Here is a 23,583-nt window from a genome sequence, read left to right as displayed (position 1 = left end):
ACCCAGCCCATTACCCCGCAAGCGTTTCATCCTCAGGTAAACTGGTTATAATCAACTCAATACTTGACACTCAGTCGAGCGCGATGGCAGCTCAGAGACGCAAGGGACGCTATGACTACACTGACATTACCGCCAATTCCCACCTTAATTATTTGTATTTTGGTGCTTTATCTCGGGCTCTACCTGAACCAACGGTTTCGATTTCTGGGCAACAGTAACATTCCGCCCTCGGTCACCGGCGGCATTACGTTTAGTACGCTTACAGCCCTACTGTATTTTGCCGGCGGCATTCAGCTGCTGTTTGATATGCAAATACGCGATTTCTTACTGCTGGTGTTTTTCTCCACCATTGGCCTTAGCGCCAAGCTTAGTACCCTTGCCAGCGGCGGCCGCGCGCTGGCAAAGTTGGTGGTCATTGCCGCCGTTTTTTTGCTGCTGCAGGATATTATCGGGGTAAGCATCGCCGCACTGCTGGATGTGCACTTAGGTTACGGGCTTATGGCCGGCAGCGTGTCCCTGGCCGGCGGGCACGGCACCGCCATCGCCTGGGGCACCGAGGCCGAAGCTGCGGGGTTGCGCGAAGCCGGGGCCATCGGCATCACCTTTGCCACCTTTGGGTTAGTCGCTGGCGGCATTATCGGCTCTCCTATCGCCAAGTGGCTGATTGAAAAAAATCAGCTGTCGCCTACGCTTGTTGATGCACAAGATCAGCACGACATAGAGGTTGAAGTCGCCGAGATCGACCACAAACCCTGGAGCCTCGGCTCAGTATTGGGGGTTATTTTAATGCTGGCGCTGTGCGTACAGCTGGGCGAGCTGGCCAATCAACTGCTCTCAAAGCGCGATATATTACTGCCGGGGTTTTTAACCGCGATGTTTGTCGGCATTGTACTTACCAACAGCGCCGACCGTTTGCGATTGCCACTCAGCAATGCCATTGTCGCCAAATTTGGCGAGGTATCGCTCAGTATCTTTTTGGGTATGAGCTTAATGAGCCTACAGCTGTGGTCACTGGCCAACAGTTTCACCCCGATCATTTTTGCGCTGCTGATCCAGACGCTGGCAATGACTCTGTTTGCAATCTACATTGTGTTTAAAGTCATGGGCAGTCATTACGATGCCGCGGTTATCTCGTCGGGTTTTGCCGGGCTCGGCCTGGGCGCCACCCCGGTGGCTATTGCCAACATGGACGCGACCACTCATCGCTATGGCCCCTCTCCCAAGGCATTTATTGTGGTGCCTTTGGTGGGTGCTTTTTTTATCGATATTCTCAATGCCGCCACTATCAAGCTGTTTCTCGGTTTGATGGGCAGCTGGTAGCATTTAATACAACACACCGGAGCTGTCATGGATCGAACAACGATAACCGGCTTTTTATTCTGTGCCGTTCTACTCAGCTTTGCCTTTAACGCCCAGGCCGCCAATGATTATATGGTCTCGGCAACGATTATCTCAAAGGGTGAAGTGCTCGGCACCCCCTCCATGCTGGTAACCAAAGGTAAGAAGGCGGTGACCCGGTCCGGCGGTGATAAGGGCTATGAGCTGAGCTTGACCGTTACCTCGGACAACGACAACACCGCCTTTGCCGAGACTCGCTTAACCGCCGCCGGGCGCACGATAGAGCCCAAGCTCACCATTATTGTCGGCGAGCAGAGCTCGGTAAAAGACGGTGAGCTCGAACTAAAGCTTAAAATCGAAGATCGTTCAGAGTCGGATAGCTTTATGCAGCCTTAGGCGAATAGCGCTTTATAAACGCCGTAACACTTGTTCACACAGCCGGTGGCTAGCCAGCACTCCGTCTAAATACGGTTTATCGGCGTGGCCTCGCTGTAGCATTTTGACGAACGCCTCAAACATACCCACAAAACCGCGCTTGTATAGCGTGTCATCCCAGTCGCCAAAGCCCTCGGCAAAGGCTTGGTTGTTGTTGTAGTGCACACCGTTGGCAAGATTATCAATTTGCCAACTTCCATTTACCGTGCTGTATTCCAAACGCTCCCGCGCCTTACCGCTCAGACGGTTCATGGCCGCGCTAAAGTGCCGCCCTTGCAGCGTAAAACTCACGTTTACGCTACCAAGCTTATCTTGCTCGGTGTAGGCACTGACATAAAGTTCAGGCTCTGCCACCTGCTCTACGCCCGCCGCATGCCGGACAAAATCCAACACATGAACAAAATCATCGTATATAAAAACTCGGGCATCATCCGATAAATTATGGCGGTTTTTTTGGTAGTGCACGTGTATCGGATTGGTCGCAAGCGGCGCCTGATACAAGGGGGCATAGCGCCGGTTAAAGCCACAAAACAACGGCGTGTTGCCGCGTTGTGCCAGCTCGATTAAGGTCTCCGCCTCCGCTAACTGATAGCTTATTGGCTTGTCCACAAACACACCAATGCCGCGCTCCAGTGCCCCCCGGGCAAGCGCATAGTGGCTATCGGTGCTGGAGTGAATCATCACCGCATCGGGCTTAGCGGCTAACAGTAACTCGTAGTCGGTATAGGCTTCGGCAATGCGATATTGGCTGGCCAGGCGCTGCAAAACGGCCGTATTGCGGGTACAGAGTATCGGTGATACAGCACTGTGGCGTGCCACCACGGGCAAATAGGCTTTTTGGGCGATATCGCCAAGCCCGATCATTGCAATACGCATGGATTAGTCCCCGATAAAAGGCGCTTATACTACAGCAGCCCCGTAACCTCTGCGACTGCCGGTATTAAAGTGGCCGCGGGGGTTAGCGTCGCCTCGTCGCCCGGGCGATACTTGCCGGTAGCCACCAATACGGACTGTAAACCGGCCTCGCGTGCGCCCCCTACATCCCCGAGAACATCGTCACCTACCATTAAACACTGCTGGGCACGGTATGGTGTAGTGGCAACCACTTGATCAAAAAAATCAGCGCTGGGCTTACCAAACACGCGAGCGTCACAGCCGGCCGCCCACTGCAAAGCATGAGCGAATGGCCCGGCATCAAGGCTGAGCTCGCCATTCTCACGGAAATATTTATTATCGCCAATAACCAATAGCTGGCAGCCCTTAAGCAGCAACCGAAACGCTTTATTAAGATTGTGGTAATTAAGCGCTTCTCGGGCATCCCCCAGCACAACACAATCGGGCTCACTGTGTACCGCAAACAAAGGCTCGATACTGGGGTGGACCAGCGCAAACGGCTTTAATTGATGTTGCTGGACAAACGCGCAGGCAGCATCCGGTGCGGTAAACAATTCAGATGGGGCCAAAGAGACGCCAAGGTTTTGCAGCTTAGTGAGTATCTGCTCGCGCGACTTAGTCGCAGTATTGGTGACAAACCGTAGCGTGTAGTGTTGCGCCCGAAGAAATGCCAAAGTATCTAAAGCGCCCGGCAGCAAGCTGTCGCCATCGTAGATAACGCCCGACAAATCGAAGAAGATTGCTTTAATCGCCATGGTAGCTCCCCGCCCGTCATCGCAGCACAAAAATTTCGCTTTAAGCAATAACAACCGTACCTAACATACCTACTAAAAAGCCCAAAATCGCCCCGAGCGGTGGCGACCAGTGACGGCGCATCACCGCCTGCGGCGCAATGTCCTGAAAAATCAAATACAAAATGCCACCGGAGGCGAAGGTCATAATAATGGCCGTCAATTCTTCGCGCCCCTGCAAACAATAATAACCCACTAGAGCGGCAACGGGCCCTAAAAAGCTTACCCCCAAAAACACCCACAGTATCATCGCCCCCGACACACCACTTTTCTTCAACTCACGGAAAGCGTTAAAACCCTCGGGTAAGTTTTGTATGCCGATAAAAGCCGCCAGTACCAACCCCATCCGTCGATTCTCAGAAAAAATGGCACCCAGGGATAACGCCTCAGGAATAAAATCCATCAGCATGGCCAGGAACTGCGAAAAGGTCCCCCCGCGCTTCGCCAGAAAAGCATCCAAGCCACAAAAAATTAACGCCCCGGCACAAAAACTAATTGCCAGCACCCAGGGAGACAGGGTTTCCATGCCGTGAGGCGCTAAGGCAAATGCCACGGCCGCCAATAATGCGCCGCCACCAAAGGCGACGGTGGCATGAATAAACTCCTGTTTGGCGACACTTTCTTTAAAGGTTTCAAACCGAGCGGCCAGCCCACCCGCTAATACGGTGACGCCGGCCGCCCAGGTGATGAGGACTATTATTAACTCTTGTGGCACGTCAACATCCTTAAAACGTTACGGTGAGTAATGCATTAGTCTGCACGGTGCTATCGAACAGCGTCCAGATAATGCATGTGCTTTTCATACTGATCAAGAACATCGGCAATCACTTGCTCCTCGGTCCAGCCCATCACATCGTAATCCTGCCCTCCCTCTTGGAGGTACACCTCAGCCCGAAAATAGCGCAGCTTTTCACCACGATTGGCACGCGTATCTCTCATCGAGAACGACGGTGGCGTGTAGGGGCGCACATGAACGGAGTAAAAAAAGTCAGTCTCGTCGCCATGGTTTACCGTTAGCCAAACGCGATCACTCTCGTCGCTTTCCACCTGTGCACGTATACCTTTTTCACCCAGTGCCTCGGCCACACGCGCCATAGCTGAGTTAACCGTTGACTGTAAAAAGGCAAGCACCTCATCACGTTTCGGGTTGCGTACAATGCGCGACAAGCGCTTTTCCCAACTTACCGGATTGTGCGCCACCCGGGGCGCCAACATCGTGTCGCGCAAGCTGGCGCGTTTTACAATCTCAAGTCGCAACGCACGCAGCAATCCCCAGCACATCAGCAACATAACCATGGTAAAGGGTAAGGCACTGGCAATGGTTGCCGTTTGCAAGGCCTGTAAACCACCCGCCAATAACAACGCTGCCGCGATAAAGCCCTCGGCCACCGACCAAAATATTCGCTGCCACACGGGAGTTTCATCACCCTCACCGCCGGAGGTGAGCATGTCCACGACAAGCGATCCGGAGTCGGAGCTGGTTACAAAAAAGGTAATGACAAGCACAGTCGCCAGGACTGAGGCGATGGTAGAAAAAGGTAAAAACTCGAAGAACTGAAACAATGCCACCGAAGTGTCAGCGGCCACCGCATCCGCCAGTTGCGTGATCCCCTGGTCAACAATCATATGGATCGCAGTATTGCCAAAAAAAGTCATCCATAAAAAGGTAAAGCCCACCGGGACCATCAACACGCCAACCACAAATTCGCGTATCGTGCGGCCGCGCGACACCCGCGCGATAAACATGCCCACAAACGGCGACCAGGCGATCCACCACCCCCAATAAAATAACGTCCAGCCACCCAGCCAGCCCGTTGGCTCGTAGGCGTATAAATTAAATGTGGTATCGACGAGGCGTGATAAGTAATAACCAATATTTTGTACGTACGTTTGCAATAAATAAACCGTAGGGCCTGCGACAATCACAAACACCAGCAACACCACAGCCAAAATAAGGTTGAGCTCAGACACGCGCCGAATACCGCCATCAAGCCCAAGCACCACAGAAATAGTGGCAAACACCGTAATAATGGCAATCAGTAAAATTTGTATGCCGGTGCCAATGGGGATATCAAACAAATAATTCAACCCGGCATTAACTTGCATAACGCCAAAGCCCAGCGATGTCGCCACGCCAAATAAGGTACCAAGCACCGCAAAGATATCGACCGCATGCCCAATCGGGCCGTAAATTTTATCACCAATCAGTGGGTATAGCGCCGAGCGAATCGTTAGAGGCAGGTTGTGCCGAAACGCAAAGTACGCCAGCGATAGCGCCACCACGGCGTAGATTGCCCAGGCATGTACACCCCAGTGGAAGAAGGTAATGCGCATCGCCTCGCGAGCGGCCTCGGCTGTTGCCGGGTCACCTACTGGCGGGCTCATGGTGTGCATCACAGGCTCAGCTACACCAAAAAACATAAGGCCAATGCCCATGCCGGCCGAAAACAACATGGCAAACCACGAGCCATAACTGTAATCCGGCTCGCTGTGGTCCGGGCCCAGCTTGATTCGGCCAAAGTCCGAGAGAGCTAAGAAGACCACAAACAGTAAAAAAAGCGCTACCGCCAAAATATAAAACCAACCGGCCGAATTTATAATCCAGCCTTGCACCGCGCCAAACAGAGTTTCGKCCGTTTCCGGCACCAACACGGTAAACAACACAAACAGAAAACATAAACCGCCGGCACCAAAAAACACCGGCGGGTTTATTTTTATCCACGACTCTTGCTTGCGCTCTGACACGTCTTCAGACGCCATAATTCCCCCACTGACAAACGATAATTTATAGGATTACAAATAAAAATCTAATGACAAATACAGCGCTTCAAAATCGCCCTCGCCCACTTGCCCGTTGCGGTCAATGTAGCCGTCTTGATTAAGGTACTCTAAATATATCCACCCCGGGCCGTAATCGTAGCGCACCCCTGGGGCCAACGCTTTAATGCGGCCGGCCTCACTGCCCTCGGTGTCTGGCTCAGCGGCGGATGCGTCGAGATAAATGGCCCAGGGACCGAGGTTGTACCCCACCTCAGCGGCGAACCGCTGGTTTTTGATGTTAGACGCCAAAGGGACGCTCGCCCCATAGGCGTCGGGCACCTCTCGCGAGCTTGCGATGTAAGAAGCTTTAGAAAAAAAGTCGCCCACTTGACCCTGGTAATACACCGCCGCCGCCTCATGACTACCGTCAACGGGGCGCTCTGGGTCACCGCTTAAATCTTGTAGTCTGCCGCTTTGCAGCGACATGCCAAGCGTGTGGTTATCAGTGAGATCGTAGGCAGCATTACCCACCCAGGTTTTCACCTTACGGTAGGTGCTAGAGCTACCCCAGTGGCCGTTGTCGTCTAATGTGTCGGTACTGGTACTGCCCCAGTCATCGGCGTGAAAATAGGCGGCATCATAGTGGAGCTTGTGGGCGTTGCCTGTCAGCTTAACCCCCACATCCATCTGGTCACCGTACCCGCCTAACAGCATGTCACCGGGCCAAAAGTTTACGGTCTTCCAGGCGAAAGGGACCTGAGACTTACCCACACGGAGCGTATGATTTTGCCCCAGCCGCCATCCCACCCAGGCTTTGTGCAGGGCAAACTCATCGCCACTAGAGTTGTTAGCCGGATCGGTAAAGCTGCCGGGGCCGGCGCGAAACTCGGCCGAGTACAGCCAGCGACCGCTATCGGCGGCATCGCCGTCGGCGTACAAAATGAGCGCCTCACCGGTAAACTCACCACCGCTATTTTTATTAGCCGGGTTGTCCGGTAAGTATTGATAGGTGCCCCACACACCCGCCGACAGCACGTTGCTGGCAGGGTTGGGGGTATCGTCACTTTGTGGGGTATCGTCAGCCTGCGTGTAACAAGCAAAGAGCAACCCCGCCAGTAATAGCGCGCCTAACCTAGCAATTTGAGAGGCATTCTGAGGTAGCAGCGACGCAGGTAATCTCATGGGGTCTCAACAGCTCCGTAGGCGATTGTGTGAGCGTGATACGGAGCCTTGGTCACCTGGCTTTATCACTGGCGACAATAAGAGATGTCGATATAGGGCCCCAATCGTAGAATGACGTAACCGTTTACTTATACGTCCATCTTAAAACTATAGACCACCACCTCGCACTTGCAACGCCATTAGCCGAGCGACAGGTAACCCCGCCAGTGGAGCCAGCCATAAGCGTTAACCGTGGTGGCGTCGCGTATTTCACCGTTAAGAATCATTTCTCGCATCTCGCTCAGGCTAAAGCGTTGCACCACCAGATCTTCTTCCTCGGCATCCAGTTTGCGCTCGCCCTGGGTGAGCTGCTCGGCCAAATAAATATGATAACCCTGGTCGCAAAAGCCATAAGCCAAATATTGATAGCCCAGCTGAGTCATTTTATCGGCCACCAGGCCTGTCTCTTCGCGCAGCTCGCCGGCGGCTAATAGGGCTGGATCGGCATCGGGGCTTTGCTCCCACGCCCCCTGCGGCATCTCCCAAAAACGCCCGCCCACGGTGTAGCGGTACTGTTGCACCAAATAAATATGATCGTCTTCAATCGCTGCGATCACGGCAAAGTCGGGCTTTTCGACCACGCCGTAAATACCCTCAGCACCACTGGGGCGGCGAATACGGTCTTCACGTACTCGCAACCAATGATTTTTATACACTTCTTTACTACTCAACTGAGCTATCTTTGCATCACTCATATTTACTCCTGAGCTAAATTACGCCACGCTTTGCTGCGCTTAGAGCCGATGCGTCGGCTAACTTCACACTACAATAGGGAGATCCTGTGTCCAACCAATCAATTCGCTGGGGCATTATTGGTGCCGGCATTATTGCCCATAAAATGGCCGAGGCCATAGCGCTAGAGCCCGATAACGAGCTAGTGGCCATTGCCTCGAAATCCCCTGAGCGCGCTCAGGCCTTTGCAGGGCAGCACGGCATAGCCAGCGAAACCTACGCCCGGCTGGTATCGCGCGACGATATAGACGTGATCTACATTGCGACCACTCATAATTTTCACGCCGATAACGCGCTGCTCGCACTGGCCCATGGCAAGCACGTGGTCATCGAAAAGCCCTTCACCGTAAATGCGGCACAGGCACAGGTTTTAATCGATTGCGCCCGGCGTCACAGTGTCTTTTTGATGGAGGCGATCTGGACCCGTTTTTTGCCCTCGATGGTGGCGCTGCGCGATGCGCTGCACGGCGGCTGTATCGGTCAGGTTAAAATTGCCAATGTTAACTTCGGCGGAATCGCCCCCGACCACTACCTACCGCGTTTAATCGACCCTAAGCTCGCCGGCGGTGTAACGCTGGACATGGGCATCTATCCAATCAGCATGCTGTGTTACTGGCTGGGCGAGCTGCCACGCACAATCCACAGTCACTGCCATTTTAGCGATACCGGCGTCGATGAAATTGCCTCTTACCAGCTGGTCTTTCCCTCCGGTTGTATCGCCACCATCAACACCAGTTTTAATTTACTGCTGGGGCAAGAGGTCAGTTTATTTGGCGAAACCGGCCGCATTGATTATCCCAACTTTCAATCATCGGGCACCTTCTCAATGCGTAGTCTGGATGGGCGCGAGTGGGCAGAACACAAAGAGCATACTCACACCAACGCCGACAATGGCTTTATCTTTCAGGTGCGCGAAGCGGCCCGGTGCATCCGCGCCGGCGAGCTAGAGAGCCCCATTATTCCGCTGGGTGAGACGCTAGGCATCATGCGGGTACTGGATAGTATCCGCGAGCAACTGCCGCTTAAATATGACTTTGAATAGCAAAAACAGTAGGCGTCGCGCGGGGCGAATGATTCGCCCCTGCCCGTAGCGCAAAGTAGGCGGTTTCCGGTAAAATATCGCCTTTTTCTGACGCGAGCCGGCTATTTATGGAAACCTTGACCCTACCACCCGTTACCTCCGCTCGGGGCGAAGTAACCCTGCCGGGCTCCAAAAGCCTGTCCAACCGCATCCTGTTGTTGGCAGCGCTGGCCAAGGGTCAAACCACCATTACCAATTTGCTCGACAGTGACGATGTCAGCCATATGCTCACAGCGCTTACCGCGCTAGGGGTGGATTACCAGTTAAGCGCCGATAAACAAACCTGCACCCTTACCGGTAAAGGCGGCACATTTGCCATCGACGAGGCCGCCATTTTATATCTGGGCAACGCCGGTACAGCGGTGCGCCCGCTCACCGCCGCCCTGGCCGCCAGCGCTGGCGAATTTACCATTACCGGTGAGCCGCGCATGTACGAGCGCCCGATTGGCGATCTCATCGACGCATTGCGCCAACTGGGCGCCGACATTAGCTACCAGCAAGACGATGGCTTCCCGCCGCTGCTCATTAAAGGTAAAGCGCTGGCCGGTGGCGAGGTCAGCATCAAGGGCAACATCTCCAGCCAATACCTTACCGCACTACTGATGGTAGCGCCGCTGCTGCATGGCGATACGGTCATTAAGGTCGACGGCGAGCTGGTCTCAAAGCCTTACATCGATATTACCCTCGACACCATGGCAAAATTCGGCGTCACCGTCGCCAACAACAATTATCAAAGCTTTACCGTAAGCGGCCAGCAAACCTATCAATCGCCTGGCGAGATTATGGTCGAAGGCGACGCCTCGTCAGCCTCCTACTTTTTAGCTGCTGCCGCAATCGGTGGTGGCCCGGTCAAAGTACACGGCACCGGCAGCGACAGCATTCAGGGCGATGCAAAATTCGCCGAGGTGCTAAAGCAAATGGGCGCCGAGGTGACTTACTCGGATATGTGGATTGAGGTTACCGGCACCGGCAACCTTAAAGGTGTCGATGTGGATTTAAACCACATCCCCGATGCCGCCATGACCATCGCGACCGCTGCATTGTTTGCCAAGGGGCCAACCCGCATTCGCAACATCTACAACTGGCGCGTTAAAGAGACGGATCGCTTGTCAGCCATGGCCACCGAGCTGCGCAAAGTGGGCGCCGCAGTCGATGAAGGCGAGGATTATATATACATCGAACCGCCCGAGCAGCTAACAGCCGCGGCCATCGACACCTACAACGATCACCGCATGGCGATGTGCTTTTCGCTGGCAAGTTTTGGCGATGCCGAGATTGTTATTAACGACCCCAAATGTACGTCTAAGACCTTCCCGACCTACTTTGATGAGTTCGCGCGGATTACCCGGTAACGCAACAAAACTTACGCGCACAAAAAAGCCGGCGATACCGCCGGCTTTTTTGATTCTCAAATAGTATCCAGGCGTGACCTAAAAGCGTCCAATTAACTCAACCGAATAAGAGTCCGTTTCTTCGTAGCTTCCCATTACCAGGCTCAGGCTCACGTCGGGGGTAAAAAAGTTACGGGCCCGCAACGAATAGACATCATTCTCGCCAACACTGCCACCTACACTAAACCCGCGGGTAAAGTAAAAGTCTCCGCTTGCGGTCCAGGTACTACCGCCGTCATGCCAATCGGTATATCCCGCCTCCAGATTATACGCACGGCCGCCTGCCAGCTCACCCACATATTTGCTTTGCACATTCCACTCATCTTCAAACAGCGCCGAAGAGTCAGAGAAGCCTGTAGTCAACAGCCACCCGGCCAGTGGCGCCACCCCCAACTTGCCCGACCAGCTTGAATCAGAATATGAGGCTTCATGGCCGTTCGAATACTCGGCATCACCGGACCAATAGTTGTACGTAGCCGAAGCATAGACGATAGAGTCTAGAACATAGCCCTCTGAGGTCAGTGAGTAATGCTGTGAAGACTCATTCGTGAGCACTGCAGAGCATGTACCGATACAATTTCGATCGTCGGATCGCGAATTGTCGGAAAAGCGCGTATTCAAAGTAATGGAACTTGCACGCTCCAGAAAAGCCGCCTCGCCATATACGTGGTTTCTTAACTGCACCGACGAAAAATAATAGGTACCAAACACACCGTAGCTGTCGTCACCATCAAAATAACCGCCATCTATGTAGCTATAACGGCCACCAATTTCAGTTTGATAACTATAGGGATCTGCCATCGCAGACAGGCTAACGGCGCTGAGTAGTGCGCCATAGAATACTCGTTTCATACAAACTCCTTATCGTAATTAAACGCTCTCCATGGAGGACAGTATATCTCTGTTTTTTTTGTTTTTATTGGGTTTTGCGCTCGGGTATGGGCTGCCCGAAAAACGCGCCAGTGTAACTACCCGGCGCCGTTAACTAACGTCACTATTGCAAAAAATTCGATTAAAAGTGCACTTTCAAAGAGTGCATAGCGGAGCTCGTAATAGCCGTGATCTTCGTAGCTCAACGACAAACTCAAAGGCTCACCAAGGACTTACGTCCTTGGCAAGGTAACACCGCGCTGACCTTGATATTTACCACCGCGGTCGCGGTAGCTGGTTTCACACTCTTCGTCAGACTCAAAAAACAGCATCTGAGCCACACCCTCGTTGGCGTAAATTTTGGCGGGAAGTGGCGTGGTATTGGAGAACTCCAGCGTCACATGGCCCTCCCACTCGGGCTCTAGCGGAGTGACGTTGACGATGATGCCGCAGCGAGCGTAAGTCGACTTGCCCAGGCAAACCGTCAACACGGAGCGCGGTATGCGAAAGTACTCGACGGTGCGAGCCAACGCAAAGGAGTTGGGCGGGATGATACACACATCGCTTTTGACATCGACAAAACTGTTTTCATCAAAGTTCTTGGGGTCGACCACCGAGGAATAGACATTGGTAAAAATTTTAAACTCATCGGCGCAGCGCACATCGTAGCCATAGCTAGAGGTKCCGTAGGAGACAATGCGCTTCTCGTCGGGCCCATAACGTACCTGCCCTGGCTCAAACGGCTCGATCATGCCCTGTTGCTCGACCATGCGGCGCATCCACTTATCGGACTTGATGCTCATTGTGACCCCCTTAGATTACGATGTTATTCCGGCGCGCATGATAGCGGTTTTTGGCTCATATTGGGAGCACCGCCGGCAAGGTTCACCCGCACGCCGCCCTGCGCAGCCCGGTGTGCCCGTGATGACTGACGGCTTTATACCGCTGAAGCTCAACAGTACTTTACCTAACGCCCATTGACAACGTTGTCCGGTCATTTCATGCTGACACTTCCGGAGACCAACATAACAAAGGAACCGCCATTATGAGCAACCTACCCACCCTCTCGAGGCGCACTTGGCTCGCCCCCATCGGCGCTATCGCTTTTGCACTGGCAGCCTCACTGGTGAGCCTCAAGGCATTCGCCGCCGAGCCTGCCAAACTGATTCTTCGCGTGGACGACATCGGCATGACCCACGCCACCAATCAAGGCCTGCAGGATCTTGCCGACTTAAAAATTCCGTTTGCCGCCTCGGTTATGTTCACCACGCCCTGGTATCAGGAGGCGGTCGAGATCCTGCGGGCAAACCCGCAAATTTCCGTGGGAGTACACTTAACGCTAAACGCTGAGTGGCGCCATTACCGCTGGGGCCCCATCGCCGGGCGCAATGAGGTGCCTAGCCTAATCAATGACACCGGCTACTTCTATCCGTCGACGGCGGAGTTTCTGGCCCAGGATATTAATCTTGACGAGGTAAGGCTGGAGTTAGAGGCGCAAATTAAGCGCGCTATCGACACCGGACTACCAATCACCTATGTGGACTACCATATGCGCACCGCACTGGCCACGGACGAGATGGTTAAGGTGGTGACCGAACTGGCGCAACAGTATCAGCTGCGGATGTCGATGCGCATGGGCGAGGCATACAGCACTATGTTTGACGTACCCATCGAAGACAAAGCGGATACCTTTTTAGCGCACTTAGATAACGAGCTGGATGCCAGCAAGGTGAATGTTGTGATTTTGCACGCCGCACGCCCTAACCCCGAGATGCAGGCACTGATCGATTTAAACAACCCGATTATGAACACCGCCGATATGGCACCGTTGGTGTCTCAGCACCGGGCCACCGAGCTCGATATGCTGTTATCGCCCGCCGTTCAAAAACGCTTTAGTCGCGGGGATATTACTCTCATCAATTACGCCGATACCGACAATCCGTTTGCGCACAAATAAATCACACAGCGCGAGCTAAATGATATTGGCCCCACCCTCTGGGTCACGGGAGCGCTGGGCTTGCTGTTGAATATCGTCGGTATCGCTCGCAAGGTCATCCAACAACCTGCCGGCGTCTGCTGCCTTGGCGTCCGGCGCGGGAGCCTCTGGGGGCACCTCTGCCGTGCCCACCGAAGCATCCGCCGGTTGTTCAGCATCGCCTTCCGGGCCCACCCAAGGCACCCCTTGAGGGAAAATAACTTCCCGGGCGTCATCCGGCATGGATACTTCCGCCGCCTCAAAGGCGCGAACTACCTCACGCATCAGTGCCGAGGCCACTTTGACCACACTAAATTCGGTGGCATCAACCCAAAAATAAACCTTCAGGTTAATGGTCGACGAACCTAAGCTATCAATAAGCACCTGAGGTTCTGGATCAGTCAATACGGCGGGGKGTTCTAGCAGTAAAGCCATCGCGGTTTCCTGGGCAAACCGCACTTTGGCATCGTAGCCAACACCGATATCAAAGCTCCCACGTATGTTCGGGTTGGCCGAAAAATTCTGGATCACGCTTTTATAAATAATGGCGTTGGGAATCTGAATATGGTTGCCATCAAAATCCACTAACGTTGTGCCGCGGGTCGTTACCTTTTGCACCACCCCACGAAATCCCGAGACATCGATCACCTCGCCCAAGCGAAACGGCCGCTGTACGCTTAACAGCAAGCTGGCAATAAAGTTCTCGGCAATATCGCGAAACGCAAAGCCAACCACCAAGCCCAGCAAGCCGGTGCCGCTCATTAACGCCAGAGCAAATTGCGTTAGCCCGGCGATACGCAAAAAGAAATAAAAGCCTAACAATAATATAAAAACGGCCACAAGCCGTCGCATAACAACCCGCAATAACGAGCTATCGGTCATAAATCCCACCGGACGAACCAAAAAGGCGGCCACGGGGCGCGAAACAAAAAAGAAAAACAAAAAAGTCACAACCGCCGCCAGCAATAACGGAAGTGCCTGTACAAACTGCCCCCACACCTTCGAGAACTCAGCGGTTAATGTATCGGTGCTAAAATAATCGGTCGGGGCCGCCGAGATATTATTCACCACCGCCACCACACCATCGATATTTTTAGCAACCTCGCTCGCCCAACCAATAAAGTCCGTCTCGGTACTGGTGCCATGTAAAAACACCAAGCCATTGTCGACCCTGACCTCCAGCTCTGTAAATTGCTCGGAACTGATCAATATCGCCCTCAGGCGAGATTGTATCGCGGCATCTTGCGACGGCGCCGAGAGCTCAATAACGCGACCCGCATTGTCGAGTTTGGCATCTTCCCTTGGGTCAAGCTCTTGGGCGACCGCTTGTAGCGAGCCAAACCCTGAGCCGATCAGGGTCAGCAATACAAGTATCCGCACCGCAGCTGCGCATTTCACCAGACGACCACTGTTATTTATCATGCCTTTACCGCTCTAATCAGCTCTTTAGAATAGCGTTAATACTACGTGGTAATGGTTGCATTTGGCCACTGCTACACAAATAACCCTAACGTCCCCGACAAAAGTAATGGGGCACAAAAAAGCCGCCCCCGAGGGGCGGCTTTTTACAACATCCGTGTTATTTCAAATCGCGCTATTAGTTTGCGCAAGAGCCCTGATTAATCCACACTTCCCACTGACCATCGTGCTCGGTCGGCACGTCACCGCGAGTCCACCACTTAGCTTCAAAGCGGCTATCGTTGTAACGCACTTGATCGCCCTGGGTGTAAGTATCGCGGGTGCCCCAGTTAGGAATGCCCACACAGGTGTTGCCGGTTTGCGAGCTTGAAGACGAGCTGCTAGACGACACAGAGGAAGAGCTTGAACTGGTCGACGAGCTTGAGTTGCCACCGCCATTATCAAACTTCACGTCCACACAAGCGTAGAAGGCTTCCGGGCTGTCTGAGCGCTGCCATACGGCGTAAACCACGTGACGACCGTTGCGAGCTGGCAAGTTAACCAAGTGTGACGGATAGTGCTCAGCTGCTTCGGGTGGTGTTTCCAGCATTAGCTCAAGATCATCCCAACCTAAAGGCTGAGTTGAATCGTAGCCCGGCTTGGTAATGTAATAGCGATAGTACTCAGTCGCGTGAGCCGCCGAGTTATACCAGCTAAAGGTTTGCGAGCCGCCAACATCGGTAGCAACCCAGTCGTTACGCGCCAGATCCATACCACCAAAAGTGCCCGGATCACCACCGGAGCACAACTCACCGTTTGGTACTACCGAGGTGTGGTTGCCTCCAGCCGCACCCTGACGGATACCGTTCCAATCGTAAAACTGCTGAGTTCCACTTTCGGCTTTTGCCGCCTGACAAGCCGCCGAGGTCAAGGTTTCGGCACCCTCCGACTTACAGTTCCAGATACGGCTCGCGGGCGAGGTGATGGTGCCGTGAGCGCTCGCCATCGAGGTGGCGCTTAGACTAGCTACCGTAACGCAACCAACCAACATACCTTTAAAAGCTTTTTGACTTAACCATTTTGCATTCATCCGTAATACCCTCTTAACATTATCACTAACGGGTGCTTTACTCGGGCGTATGACTAAAATCCTTTCTGTTACTTTCCATGGTTTGCGCTAACCGAACACACCAGACAACGTTGTCTGGCGAAACCGTCACTCATGCCAAGTAAAGCATTGCAAGCCTGAGCGTTAAGTCACACACCTCATCGGTATGCGAACGCGTCAGGCCCCTATACCTCAGGGAGACTTGATGTAATCACACAGGTTACTTAGTTTCAACAATGAATAATCGGAACGGTATTTACTAACAGACACAATAGAGGGCGGGACGCTACTTAACACCCCAAAAATGCATCAACGTAGAAATATACGTGCTGGAAATCACAAAGAGGCGGAGTTTTAATCACGAAATGAAATATACAAAATAAATTTTATTTCAAATTTAATTAAGTACTTATGGAGATATAAAATCATCGCTATATCTCCATAAGTTTTATTTGGACCTTATTTTCGGCAGCTAATCATCCACCTGACTGAACACCGTGGCAGGAGCCGCTTGAGCAGCAACACGCCACAGGCGAGCCGCCAGCGACAACGCGATGGCCCGGTATGCCTGCGCCGGCTTCCCGTCCGGTTCGGCCACCACTGAAGGTGCTCCGCCGTCAGCTTGCTGACGAACATCTAACGACAGAGGCAGCGAGCCCAGCAACTGAGTGTCGTAATCTTTTGCAATGCGCTCACCGCCTCCTGCGCCAAAGATCGCCTCTTCATACCCACAGTTACTGCACACATGGGTGGCCATGTTCTCCACCACACCCAGTACCGGCACATGCACTTTGCGAAACATCTCAATGCCTTTAATAGCATCAAGCAGCGCGATATCTTGCGGCGTAGTAACAATAACCGCACCGGTAACCGGCACGCTTTGCGATAGCGTCAAGGCGATATCACCCGTGCCCGGAGGCATATCAATAATCAGGTAATCCAGCTCATCCCAGCGGGTTTGTGTCAGCAGTTGCTTTAGGGCGCCGCTTACCATCGGCCCGCGCCACACCATCGGGGTTTGCTCGGTAACCAGATACCCCATTGAGATAGTTTGCAGGCCGTGGGCCTCGATGGGCAGCATTTGCTGCGCCTTGCCCTCACCGATTATTTGCGGCCGGCGCTGCCCCACGCCCAGCATTTGCGGCTGGCTTGGGCCATAGATGTCGGCATCCAACACCCCAACCCGGGCACCTTCAGCCGCCAGCGCCAGCGCCAGATTCGCAGCGGTGGTGGATTTACCCACCCCGCCTTTGCCCGAGGCCACGGCGATAATATTTTTAACACCCGGCACCGCCTGAGCAGAGTTGGCCGCCGGATGCGCTGTCACTTGCCAACCTAAATCGAGATCCACCGCCTCGACACCGTCCAACGCCAGCAGCGTTTGCTGTACCAACTGCGCCAAACACTCGTCGCGGGCCGCCGGATAGCCAAGTTCGATGGCAACACTTACCTTAGCGCCGGCCACCGACACTGACTGAATTGCGCCTAAACTCTCTAGGCTGGCGCCATTGTGTGGGTCGACAATAGCACCGAGTACTCGTGCAATTTCGGTCTGATCAGTCATAGTGTGGGTAACCTCTGGCAAGCGCCCTGAAAGAAATTGTTGCCCTATTGGTGGGGGCACAGTTGCAAAATCCAACCACAGAAACCTAAACCCAACGCTAAAGCCCTGAAACGCCGAGCAAAAACAGCATGAAAATGGTATAGTGCCGCTCCATTTTTGCGCCCGTTGCCGCCGTGCGACTGGCCTTGCCGGCTGATTGGCCGCGCACCACAGCCACTAACGAGAGTAAACGTCGAGACTATGAGCACACGCCGCAAGATTATGGTCACCAGCGCGCTGCCCTACGCCAATGGAGAGCTGCACCTGGGCCATATTATGGAGCAGATCCAAACCGATATCTGGGTGAGATTTCAAAACCTGCGCGGTCACGAGTGCCATTACTTTTGTGCCGACGACGCCCACGGCACCGCGATTACCCTTAAGGCCGAAGAGCAAGGCATTAGCCCTGAAGAGCACATTAAAAATATGCACGCGGCGCACCTTGAGGTTTCTAAGGGCTTTTTAATCGCGCACGACAACTACTACAGCACCCACTCGCCCGAAAACCGCGAGCTGGCCGAGCAGATCTACACAAAACTCGAGGCCAACGGCCATATTGCCCAGCGCTCGATCGTGCAGGCGTTTGACCCAGAGAAACAGTTGTTTTTGGCTGACCGCTACATCAAAGGCACCTGCCCCAAGTGTAAAACCGACGACCAGTACGGTGACAACTGCGAAGCCTGTGGCGCGACTTACGCACCCATGGACTTAATCGACCCGGTATCGGTACTCACCGGCGCTACCCCGGTGCCTAAAGAGTCGGAGCACTTTTTCTTTAAGCTGCCAGAGTTTTCCGACTTTTTAAAGCAGTGGACCCGCGCCGGTCACCTGCAAGCTGAAGTAGCTAATAAAGTGGCCGAGTGGCTCGACGCCGATTTGCAAGAGTGGGACATCTCGCGCGACGCGCCCTACTTTGGCTTTGAAATCCCGGGCCACCCCAACAAGTACTTTTACGTGTGGTTGGATGCCCCTATCGGCTACATCGCCAGTTTAAAAAACTTCGCTGACCAAAAAGGCATCGACTGGCAGGAGTACTGGCACAAAGATTCCACGGCCGAGGTGCACCACTTTATTGGTAAAGACATCGTTAACTTCCACGCGCTATTTTGGCCCGCCATGCTGCACTCCGCCGATATGCGCACGCCCACCAAAGTTAACGTGCACGGCTTTGTCACCGTTAACGGCAAAAAGATGTCCAAGTCGCGCGGCACCTTTATTAACGGTCAGACCTATTTAAAGTACCTGGACCCGGAGTATTTACGCTATTACTTTGCCGCCAAGCTCACCGCCAATGTGGACGACCTGGATCTAAATCTGGACGACTTTGTCCAGCGGGTGAACTCGGATTTGGTGGGCAAGGTGGTAAATATCGCCAGCCGCACCGCTAAGTTTGTCAGTAAAGCCGGTGGCGAGCTCAGCGCCGCCCCCACCGATACCGAGCTGTGGCAGCGGTTTGTGACGGCCAGCGAGAGCATCGCCGGGCACTATGAGGCACGTAATTTCTCCAAGGCCATGCGCGAGATTATGGCGCTGGCCGATGCCGCCAATGAGTACATTGCTGCCGCCGCGCCCTGGGCCATGGCCAAAGAGCCTGGCCGCGAGCAAGAAGTGCAAAGCGTTTGCAGCTTGGGCATCAACATGTTCCGCGCCCTGATGATCTACCTCAAACCGGTATTACCCGAGCTTGCCGGGCGCGCCGAAGCGTTTTTAGGCGAAACCCTGGAATGGAACAGCGCACCTGCGTATCGCACCGGCACCATTAATGCATTTAAACCACTGTTGCAACGCATCGACAAAGACAAGGTAGACGCCATGGTTGAAGCCAGTAAAGAAGAGGCCGCCGCGCAAGCCAAGCCCGCCGCCACCGGCCCACTGGCGGACGAGCCCATCGCCGACGAAATCGAGTTTGGCGATTTTGCCAAAGTGGATTTACGGGTAGCGCGCATCGTTAAAGCGCAGCACGTCGAGGGCGCCGATAAATTGCTGCAGTTAACGCTGGATTTGGGCGGCGAAACCCGCAATGTGTTTTCCGGCATTAAAGCGGCGTATAAGCCCGAGGACCTTGAGGGCCGGCTGACCGTCATGGTCGCCAACCTCAAGCCACGCAAAATGAAGTTTGGCTTGTCTGAAGGTATGGTGTTGGCCGCCGGCCCCGGTGGGCGTGAGATATACCTGCTGGAGCCCGACAGCGGCTCCGAGCCTGGCCAACGGGTGATGTAGCGGGACGGAGAACGGTTGACGGGGAGCGACTCAAGGCATTCAAGAGGCCCAAAGCTCTGATCCGTTTTCCGTAACCCGTACTCCGCAAACTTTTTATAAGCATATGCCCAATCAACCTAATTGAGAATGGGTTTTATATTGAATCGCACGGGGCGCATCACGGATAATGCGCCCTTAGCGCCAGTGGACACTGGCCTGCGAACAACATGAGGTGAACAGTGTGACCGAACTTGCGGTTATCTTGCTCAGCGCAATCCTGGTGAACAACTTCGTGTTGGTTCAGTTTCTGGGGTTGTGCCCGTTTATGGGGGTTTCCAACAAACTGGAAACGGCCATCGGCATGGCAAGTGCCACCACCTTCGTGCTGACGCTGGCCTCGATATGCAGCTACTTAATTGCCACCTGGGTATTGCAGCCTTTGGGGCTGGAGTACATGCGTACCATCAGCTTTATTCTGGTGATCGCGGTGGTGGTGCAGCTGGCCAAAATGTTTATCGAAAAAACCAGCCCGCTGCTGTATCGCGTATTGGGGGTATTTTTACCGCTGATTACCACTAACTGCGCCGTGTTAGGTGTTGCCCTACAAAACACCCAAAAGGCTCACAACTTTATGGAGTCCACCCTGTTTGGGTTTGGTGCTGCACTGGGTTTTTCACTGGTGCTGATTTTATTTTCCGCTATGCGCGAGCGCCTGGCGGTCGCCGATGTGCCCTTGCCTTTTAAAGGTGCCGCTATCGGCATGATTACCGCAGGCTTAATGTCGCTCGCCTTTATGGGGTTCGGCGGTTTGGTTTAATCCACCGCGTTGCTATCTATGTTTGAGACTATTGCACAACACCCAATTGCCTCGGCGCTGATCGCCCTGATCGGGCTCGCGCTCGTTTTTGGCGCGCTGCTGGGCTACGCCGCCGTCCGCTTTAAAGTGGAGGGCGACCCGCTGGTCGAGCAAATCGACACACTGCTGCCACAAACGCAGTGCGGCCAATGCGGTTACCCTGGCTGCAAGCCCTACGCACAAGCGATTGCCAATGGCGATGCCATCAACAAGTGCCCGCCCGGCGGCCAAACCACCATTAACGAGTTGGCCGACCTACTCGACGTCGAGGCGCCCACGCTAGACGAAGAGCACGGCGAAGAGTCCGAGGTGCCCACGGTAGCTTTTATTCGAGAAGACGAGTGCATTGGCTGCACCAAGTGCATTCAGGCCTGCCCGATGGACGCGATTTTAGGGGCGGCGAAACAAATGCACACCGTAATCGTCGACGAGTGCACCGGTTGCGACCTGTGCGTCGAACCCTGCCCGGTAGATTGCATCGACATGATCCCGGTTGCATCCGGTATTCGCGACTGGAGCTGGGAACTGCCAGCGGCAAGCCACGAGCAAGCCGATTTAATTGCCACCGATACCGGTCGCGGCCACACGCAACGCAAGACAGGTGAAGCCGCCTAATGACGCAGTTAATTAAAGTCTGGGATATTCCCGGTGGCGTTCACCCGCCCGAAAACAAAGCACAGTCTTTGATTGAGCCATTAACGCCGCTGGCGATAGCGCCACAGTTAATTTTGCCGCTCAATCAGCATATTGGTGCACCTGCCAAAGTCTTGGTAGAGGTGGGGCAACAGGTGTTAGGCGGCGAACTACTGGCCGAGGCCGACGGCGTTTTTAGTGCCCATGTACACGCACCCACCTCAGGCACGGTTGCCGCTATCGTCGAGCACGTGGTGCCACACCCCTCGGGCATGACCGATACCTGCATTATTTTGGACACCGATGGCCAAGACAGCTGGCAGCCACTCGATGAAGCGCCCGACTACCAAAACCTGGATAAAGCGGCCTTGTTAGCACGGGTGCGGGCCGCGGGTATCGCCGGGCTCGGTGGGGCTGGGTTTCCCACTGCGGTAAAGTTAAACCCGCGTGCCAACCAGCCGATCGACACCCTGATAATCAACGGTACAGAGTGCGAGCCATACATCACCGCCGACGATATCCTGATGCAAAACCGGGCCGATGAGATTATTGCCGGCACACAGATTTTAAGCAAGTTGCTGGGCGAGCCCGGGCGCGTTGTCATCGGCATTGAGGACAACAAGCCGGACGCCATAGCCACTTTGCGTGAAGCCGCGAAAGACACCCGAATTGAAGTGGTGAGCTTTCCCACCAAATACCCGTCGGGCGGTGAGAAACAGCTGATTCAAATTCTTACGGGGCGAGAAGTACCGGCCGGCCAGATCCCTGCCAGCATTGGTATTGTCTGCCAAAATGTCGGTACCACCGCAGCGGTGTATCGCGCCGTGCGGTTTGGCGAGCCTTTGGTTAAGCGTATTACCACGGTAGTGGGCGAGGCGCTCGACACCCAGCGCAACGTCGAGGTATTACTCGGCACACCAATCCGGTTTGTGCTGGAGCAACACGGCTTTAACGAGAAGAAAGCCTCGCGGTTAGTCATGGGCGGCCCCATGATGGGCTTCTCGCTGCCGGACACTTCGGTTCCGCTGGTAAAAACCACCAACTGTATTTTGGCGCCGACACGCAAAGAGCTGCCGCCACCCTCGCCCGCCCAGGCCTGCATTCGCTGCGGCATGTGCGCCGAGGCGTGCCCGGCCGACTTGCTGCCGCAGCAGCTATTTTGGTACGCCCAAAGCGAAGATCTGGAAAAGCTAGAGGCGCACAACCTATTCGATTGTATCGAGTGCGGCGCCTGCTCGTTTGTCTGCCCCAGCCATATTCCGCTGGTGCAATATTATCGCGCAGCTAAAGGCGAGATTCGTCAGCATCGGATCGACAAAGAAAAGTCCGATCGCTCACGGCGCCGCTTTGAGTTTCGCAAAGAGCGCATCGCCAAAGAAGAGGCGGAAAAAGAAGCCAAGCGCCTGGCTCGTAAAAAAGCGGCTGAAGAGGCGAAAAAGAAGCTCGCCGAGCAAAAAGCCGCTACCGGCGATGCCAAAACAGCTCCGGCACCTGCGCCCGCCGATGACGAAAAACAGCGCGCCAAGCTCGAGCGCATAGTAGCAGCGGCCGAAGACAGCTTAAAACAAGCGCAAAAGCCGTTGGAAGATGCCACCGACGAACAGCGGGAGAAACAACAGGCGCGCATTAAGCAGGCTGACGTTAAGCTGAAAGCCGCACAAGATAAGCTGGCCGCCTTGGGCGCGGCCACAAGCGCCGAGCCGGCACCAACCGACAAAGCCGCCCCCGCTAAAGCGGCGGCGGACGACCCGGTGAGCGCCGCCATTGAGCGGGCCAAAGCTAAAGTTGCCATGTCACCCGAAGACAAATTACGCTCGTCGCTTGAATCACTCTACAAGCGTTTAGCCAAAGCCGAAGATAAAGCCCGCGAGGCGCGTGAGCAAGACTCGGATAAAGCCGACGCTCTGGAGCAAGGCGTAAGTAAGCTGAAAGAGAAAATCGCCAGCACACAAAAAGAGCTGGACGAGTTAACCCCTTCGAACGTGGCCGAACCCACCCCGAGAGACCCGTCCACCTCCGATACTTCGGGCGGCGCCACCGCCGATGCTGCGAGCAATGCCATCGAAAAAGCCAAGGCGCGCGCTGCGGCCATGAGCACCATGAGCGCGGCCGACAAGTTGCGCAACCAAGTGGACTCGCTCGAGGCGCGGCTGGAAAAATCCCGCGCCCGCCTGAGCAAGGCCGAGGCGGAAAACGATGAAAATATCGACGCTTTTAAAGCTGGTGTTGAAAAGCTCGAGGTGAAACTGGCCGCTACCCGCGAACAACTCGCCCAGCAGAACGAGCAAGCATAGCCCT

General features: G+C 54.3%; 20 protein-coding genes. 9 read left to right on the top strand and 11 right to left on the bottom strand.

Translation table 11 applies throughout. The annotated features are described in order from the left end of the window. Positions 1-111: 111 nt before the first annotated feature. Positions 112-1,320 (top strand): sodium/glutamate symporter, encoded by a 1,209-nt coding sequence (gene gltS / locus SD69_RS08605; protein WP_041522888.1) that lies wholly within the window; start codon positions 112-114, stop codon positions 1,318-1,320. 27 nt (positions 1,321-1,347) lie between these two features. Then, positions 1,348-1,734: a hypothetical protein gene (locus tag SD69_RS08600; protein WP_041522887.1), complete on the top strand. Its 387-nt coding sequence runs from the start codon at positions 1,348-1,350 to the stop codon at positions 1,732-1,734. Between the two features lie 12 nt (positions 1,735-1,746). Here the strand turns inward: SD69_RS08600 and SD69_RS08595 are convergent, their stop codons facing one another. From SD69_RS08595 to SD69_RS08570, 6 genes are all read right to left on the bottom strand, one after another. Next, complete coding sequence (locus SD69_RS08595; RefSeq protein WP_041522886.1) at positions 1,747-2,649, bottom strand: Gfo/Idh/MocA family protein; 903 nt, start codon at positions 2,647-2,649, stop codon at positions 1,747-1,749. A 29-nt stretch (positions 2,650-2,678) separates the two neighbouring features. Beyond that, entirely contained in the window at positions 2,679-3,422 is a 744-nt protein-coding gene (locus SD69_RS08590; RefSeq protein WP_041522885.1) for a TIGR01458 family HAD-type hydrolase, read from the bottom strand. 40 nt (positions 3,423-3,462) lie between these two features. Further along, positions 3,463-4,173, bottom strand: a complete 711-nt coding sequence (locus SD69_RS08585; protein ID WP_041522884.1) for a ZIP family metal transporter — start codon at positions 4,171-4,173, stop codon at positions 3,463-3,465. Positions 4,174-4,223: 50 nt separating this feature from the next. Further along, positions 4,224-6,218 (bottom strand): BCCT family transporter, encoded by a 1,995-nt coding sequence (locus SD69_RS08580; protein WP_041522883.1) that lies wholly within the window; start codon positions 6,216-6,218, stop codon positions 4,224-4,226. Positions 6,219-6,251: 33 nt separating this feature from the next. After that, positions 6,252-7,400 (bottom strand): hypothetical protein, encoded by a 1,149-nt coding sequence (locus SD69_RS08575; protein ID WP_198144076.1) that lies wholly within the window; start codon positions 7,398-7,400, stop codon positions 6,252-6,254. Positions 7,401-7,579: 179 nt separating this feature from the next. Next, entirely contained in the window at positions 7,580-8,134 is a 555-nt protein-coding gene (locus SD69_RS08570; RefSeq protein ID WP_041522882.1) for an NUDIX domain-containing protein, read from the bottom strand. An 86-nt stretch (positions 8,135-8,220) separates the two neighbouring features. Here SD69_RS08570 and SD69_RS08565 point away from each other — a divergent pair, with 86 nt between their 5' ends. Further along, positions 8,221-9,213 carry a Gfo/Idh/MocA family protein gene (locus SD69_RS08565; protein ID WP_052481008.1) on the top strand — a complete coding sequence of 331 codons (993 nt, stop codon included), beginning with the start codon at positions 8,221-8,223 and terminating at the stop codon, positions 9,211-9,213. A 107-nt stretch (positions 9,214-9,320) separates the two neighbouring features. Then, positions 9,321-10,604, top strand: a complete 1,284-nt coding sequence (aroA, locus tag SD69_RS08560; RefSeq protein ID WP_041522881.1) for a 3-phosphoshikimate 1-carboxyvinyltransferase — start codon at positions 9,321-9,323, stop codon at positions 10,602-10,604. Positions 10,605-10,682: 78 nt separating this feature from the next. Here the strand turns inward: aroA and SD69_RS08555 are convergent, their stop codons facing one another. Together SD69_RS08555 and dcd are read right to left on the bottom strand one after the other, a co-directional pair. Beyond that, positions 10,683-11,495, bottom strand: coding sequence for a putative porin (locus tag SD69_RS08555; protein ID WP_041522880.1), 813 nt, complete (start codon positions 11,493-11,495; stop codon positions 10,683-10,685). Between the two features lie 251 nt (positions 11,496-11,746). Beyond that, positions 11,747-12,316, bottom strand: a complete 570-nt coding sequence (gene dcd, locus SD69_RS08550) for a dCTP deaminase (RefSeq protein WP_041522879.1) — start codon at positions 12,314-12,316, stop codon at positions 11,747-11,749. Between the two features lie 242 nt (positions 12,317-12,558). On the opposite strand from dcd, the gene SD69_RS08540 reads away from it, so the two are divergent. Then, a complete protein-coding gene (locus SD69_RS08540; RefSeq protein ID WP_084591520.1) occupies positions 12,559-13,470 on the top strand; it encodes a ChbG/HpnK family deacetylase in 912 nt (303 codons plus the stop codon). A 15-nt stretch (positions 13,471-13,485) separates the two neighbouring features. On the opposite strand, the gene SD69_RS08535 is transcribed toward SD69_RS08540, so the two are convergent. From SD69_RS08535 to apbC, 3 genes are all read right to left on the bottom strand, one after another. Further along, on the bottom strand, positions 13,486-14,910 hold the full coding sequence (locus SD69_RS08535; protein ID WP_052481007.1) for a mechanosensitive ion channel family protein: 1,425 nt from the start codon (positions 14,908-14,910) through the stop codon (positions 13,486-13,488). 175 nt (positions 14,911-15,085) lie between these two features. Continuing rightward, positions 15,086-15,976 (bottom strand): lytic polysaccharide monooxygenase auxiliary activity family 9 protein, encoded by an 891-nt coding sequence (locus SD69_RS08530; RefSeq protein WP_052481006.1) that lies wholly within the window; start codon positions 15,974-15,976, stop codon positions 15,086-15,088. Between the two features lie 490 nt (positions 15,977-16,466). Continuing rightward, a complete protein-coding gene (apbC, locus tag SD69_RS08525) occupies positions 16,467-17,558 on the bottom strand; it encodes an iron-sulfur cluster carrier protein ApbC (protein ID WP_052481005.1) in 1,092 nt (363 codons plus the stop codon). A gap of 240 nt (positions 17,559-17,798) precedes the next feature. Here apbC and metG point away from each other — a divergent pair, with 240 nt between their 5' ends. The 4 genes from metG (at position 17,799) to rsxC (ending at position 23,579) form a co-directional block, all read left to right on the top strand. Beyond that, positions 17,799-19,817, top strand: coding sequence for a methionine--tRNA ligase (gene metG, locus SD69_RS08520; RefSeq protein ID WP_041522877.1), 2,019 nt, complete (start codon positions 17,799-17,801; stop codon positions 19,815-19,817). Between the two features lie 220 nt (positions 19,818-20,037). Beyond that, the gene (gene rsxA, locus SD69_RS08515) at positions 20,038-20,613 is read left to right on the top strand and encodes an electron transport complex subunit RsxA (RefSeq protein ID WP_041522876.1); all 576 of its coding nucleotides are present in this window, start codon (positions 20,038-20,040) and stop codon (positions 20,611-20,613) included. Between the two features lie 18 nt (positions 20,614-20,631). Next, positions 20,632-21,267 carry an electron transport complex subunit RsxB gene (rsxB, locus tag SD69_RS08510; protein WP_041522875.1) on the top strand — a complete coding sequence of 212 codons (636 nt, stop codon included), beginning with the start codon at positions 20,632-20,634 and terminating at the stop codon, positions 21,265-21,267. Continuing rightward, complete coding sequence (gene rsxC / locus SD69_RS08505; protein ID WP_041522874.1) at positions 21,267-23,579, top strand: electron transport complex subunit RsxC; 2,313 nt, start codon at positions 21,267-21,269, stop codon at positions 23,577-23,579. Before rsxB ends, rsxC begins: the two co-directional genes overlap by 1 nt. Positions 23,580-23,583: the final 4 nt, after the last annotated feature.

Source organism: Gilvimarinus agarilyticus, from assembly GCF_000832015.1.
In the GTDB taxonomy this organism is placed as follows: domain Bacteria; phylum Pseudomonadota; class Gammaproteobacteria; order Pseudomonadales; family Cellvibrionaceae; genus Gilvimarinus; species Gilvimarinus agarilyticus.
Note: the sequence above shows the minus strand (reverse complement) of the source record. Positions and strands in the feature narration are given on the sequence as shown.

Bases quoted from the DNA above. Each gene is read 5' to 3' on its own strand.
- SD69_RS08575 (WP_198144076.1), bottom strand. From the start codon at position 7,400: ATGAGATTACCTGCGTCGCTGCTACCTCAGAATGCCTCTCAAATTGCT.
- SD69_RS08530 (WP_052481006.1), bottom strand. From the start codon at position 15,976: ATGAATGCAAAATGGTTAAGTCAAAAAGCTTTTAAAGGTATGTTGGTT.
- SD69_RS08600 (WP_041522887.1), top strand. From the start codon at position 1,348: ATGGATCGAACAACGATAACCGGCTTTTTATTCTGTGCCGTTCTACTC.
- apbC (WP_052481005.1), bottom strand. From the start codon at position 17,558: ATGACTGATCAGACCGAAATTGCACGAGTACTCGGTGCTATTGTCGAC.
- SD69_RS08555 (WP_041522880.1), bottom strand. From the start codon at position 11,495: ATGAAACGAGTATTCTATGGCGCACTACTCAGCGCCGTTAGCCTGTCT.
- SD69_RS08595 (WP_041522886.1), bottom strand. From the start codon at position 2,649: ATGCGTATTGCAATGATCGGGCTTGGCGATATCGCCCAAAAAGCCTAT.
- rsxC (WP_041522874.1), top strand. From the start codon at position 21,267: ATGACGCAGTTAATTAAAGTCTGGGATATTCCCGGTGGCGTTCACCCG.
- rsxB (WP_041522875.1), top strand. From the start codon at position 20,632: ATGTTTGAGACTATTGCACAACACCCAATTGCCTCGGCGCTGATCGCC.
- metG (WP_041522877.1), top strand. From the start codon at position 17,799: ATGAGCACACGCCGCAAGATTATGGTCACCAGCGCGCTGCCCTACGCC.
- SD69_RS08590 (WP_041522885.1), bottom strand. From the start codon at position 3,422: ATGGCGATTAAAGCAATCTTCTTCGATTTGTCGGGCGTTATCTACGAT.
- aroA (WP_041522881.1), top strand. From the start codon at position 9,321: ATGGAAACCTTGACCCTACCACCCGTTACCTCCGCTCGGGGCGAAGTA.
- SD69_RS08570 (WP_041522882.1), bottom strand. From the start codon at position 8,134: ATGAGTGATGCAAAGATAGCTCAGTTGAGTAGTAAAGAAGTGTATAAA.
- SD69_RS08540 (WP_084591520.1), top strand. From the start codon at position 12,559: ATGAGCAACCTACCCACCCTCTCGAGGCGCACTTGGCTCGCCCCCATC.
- gltS (WP_041522888.1), top strand. From the start codon at position 112: ATGACTACACTGACATTACCGCCAATTCCCACCTTAATTATTTGTATT.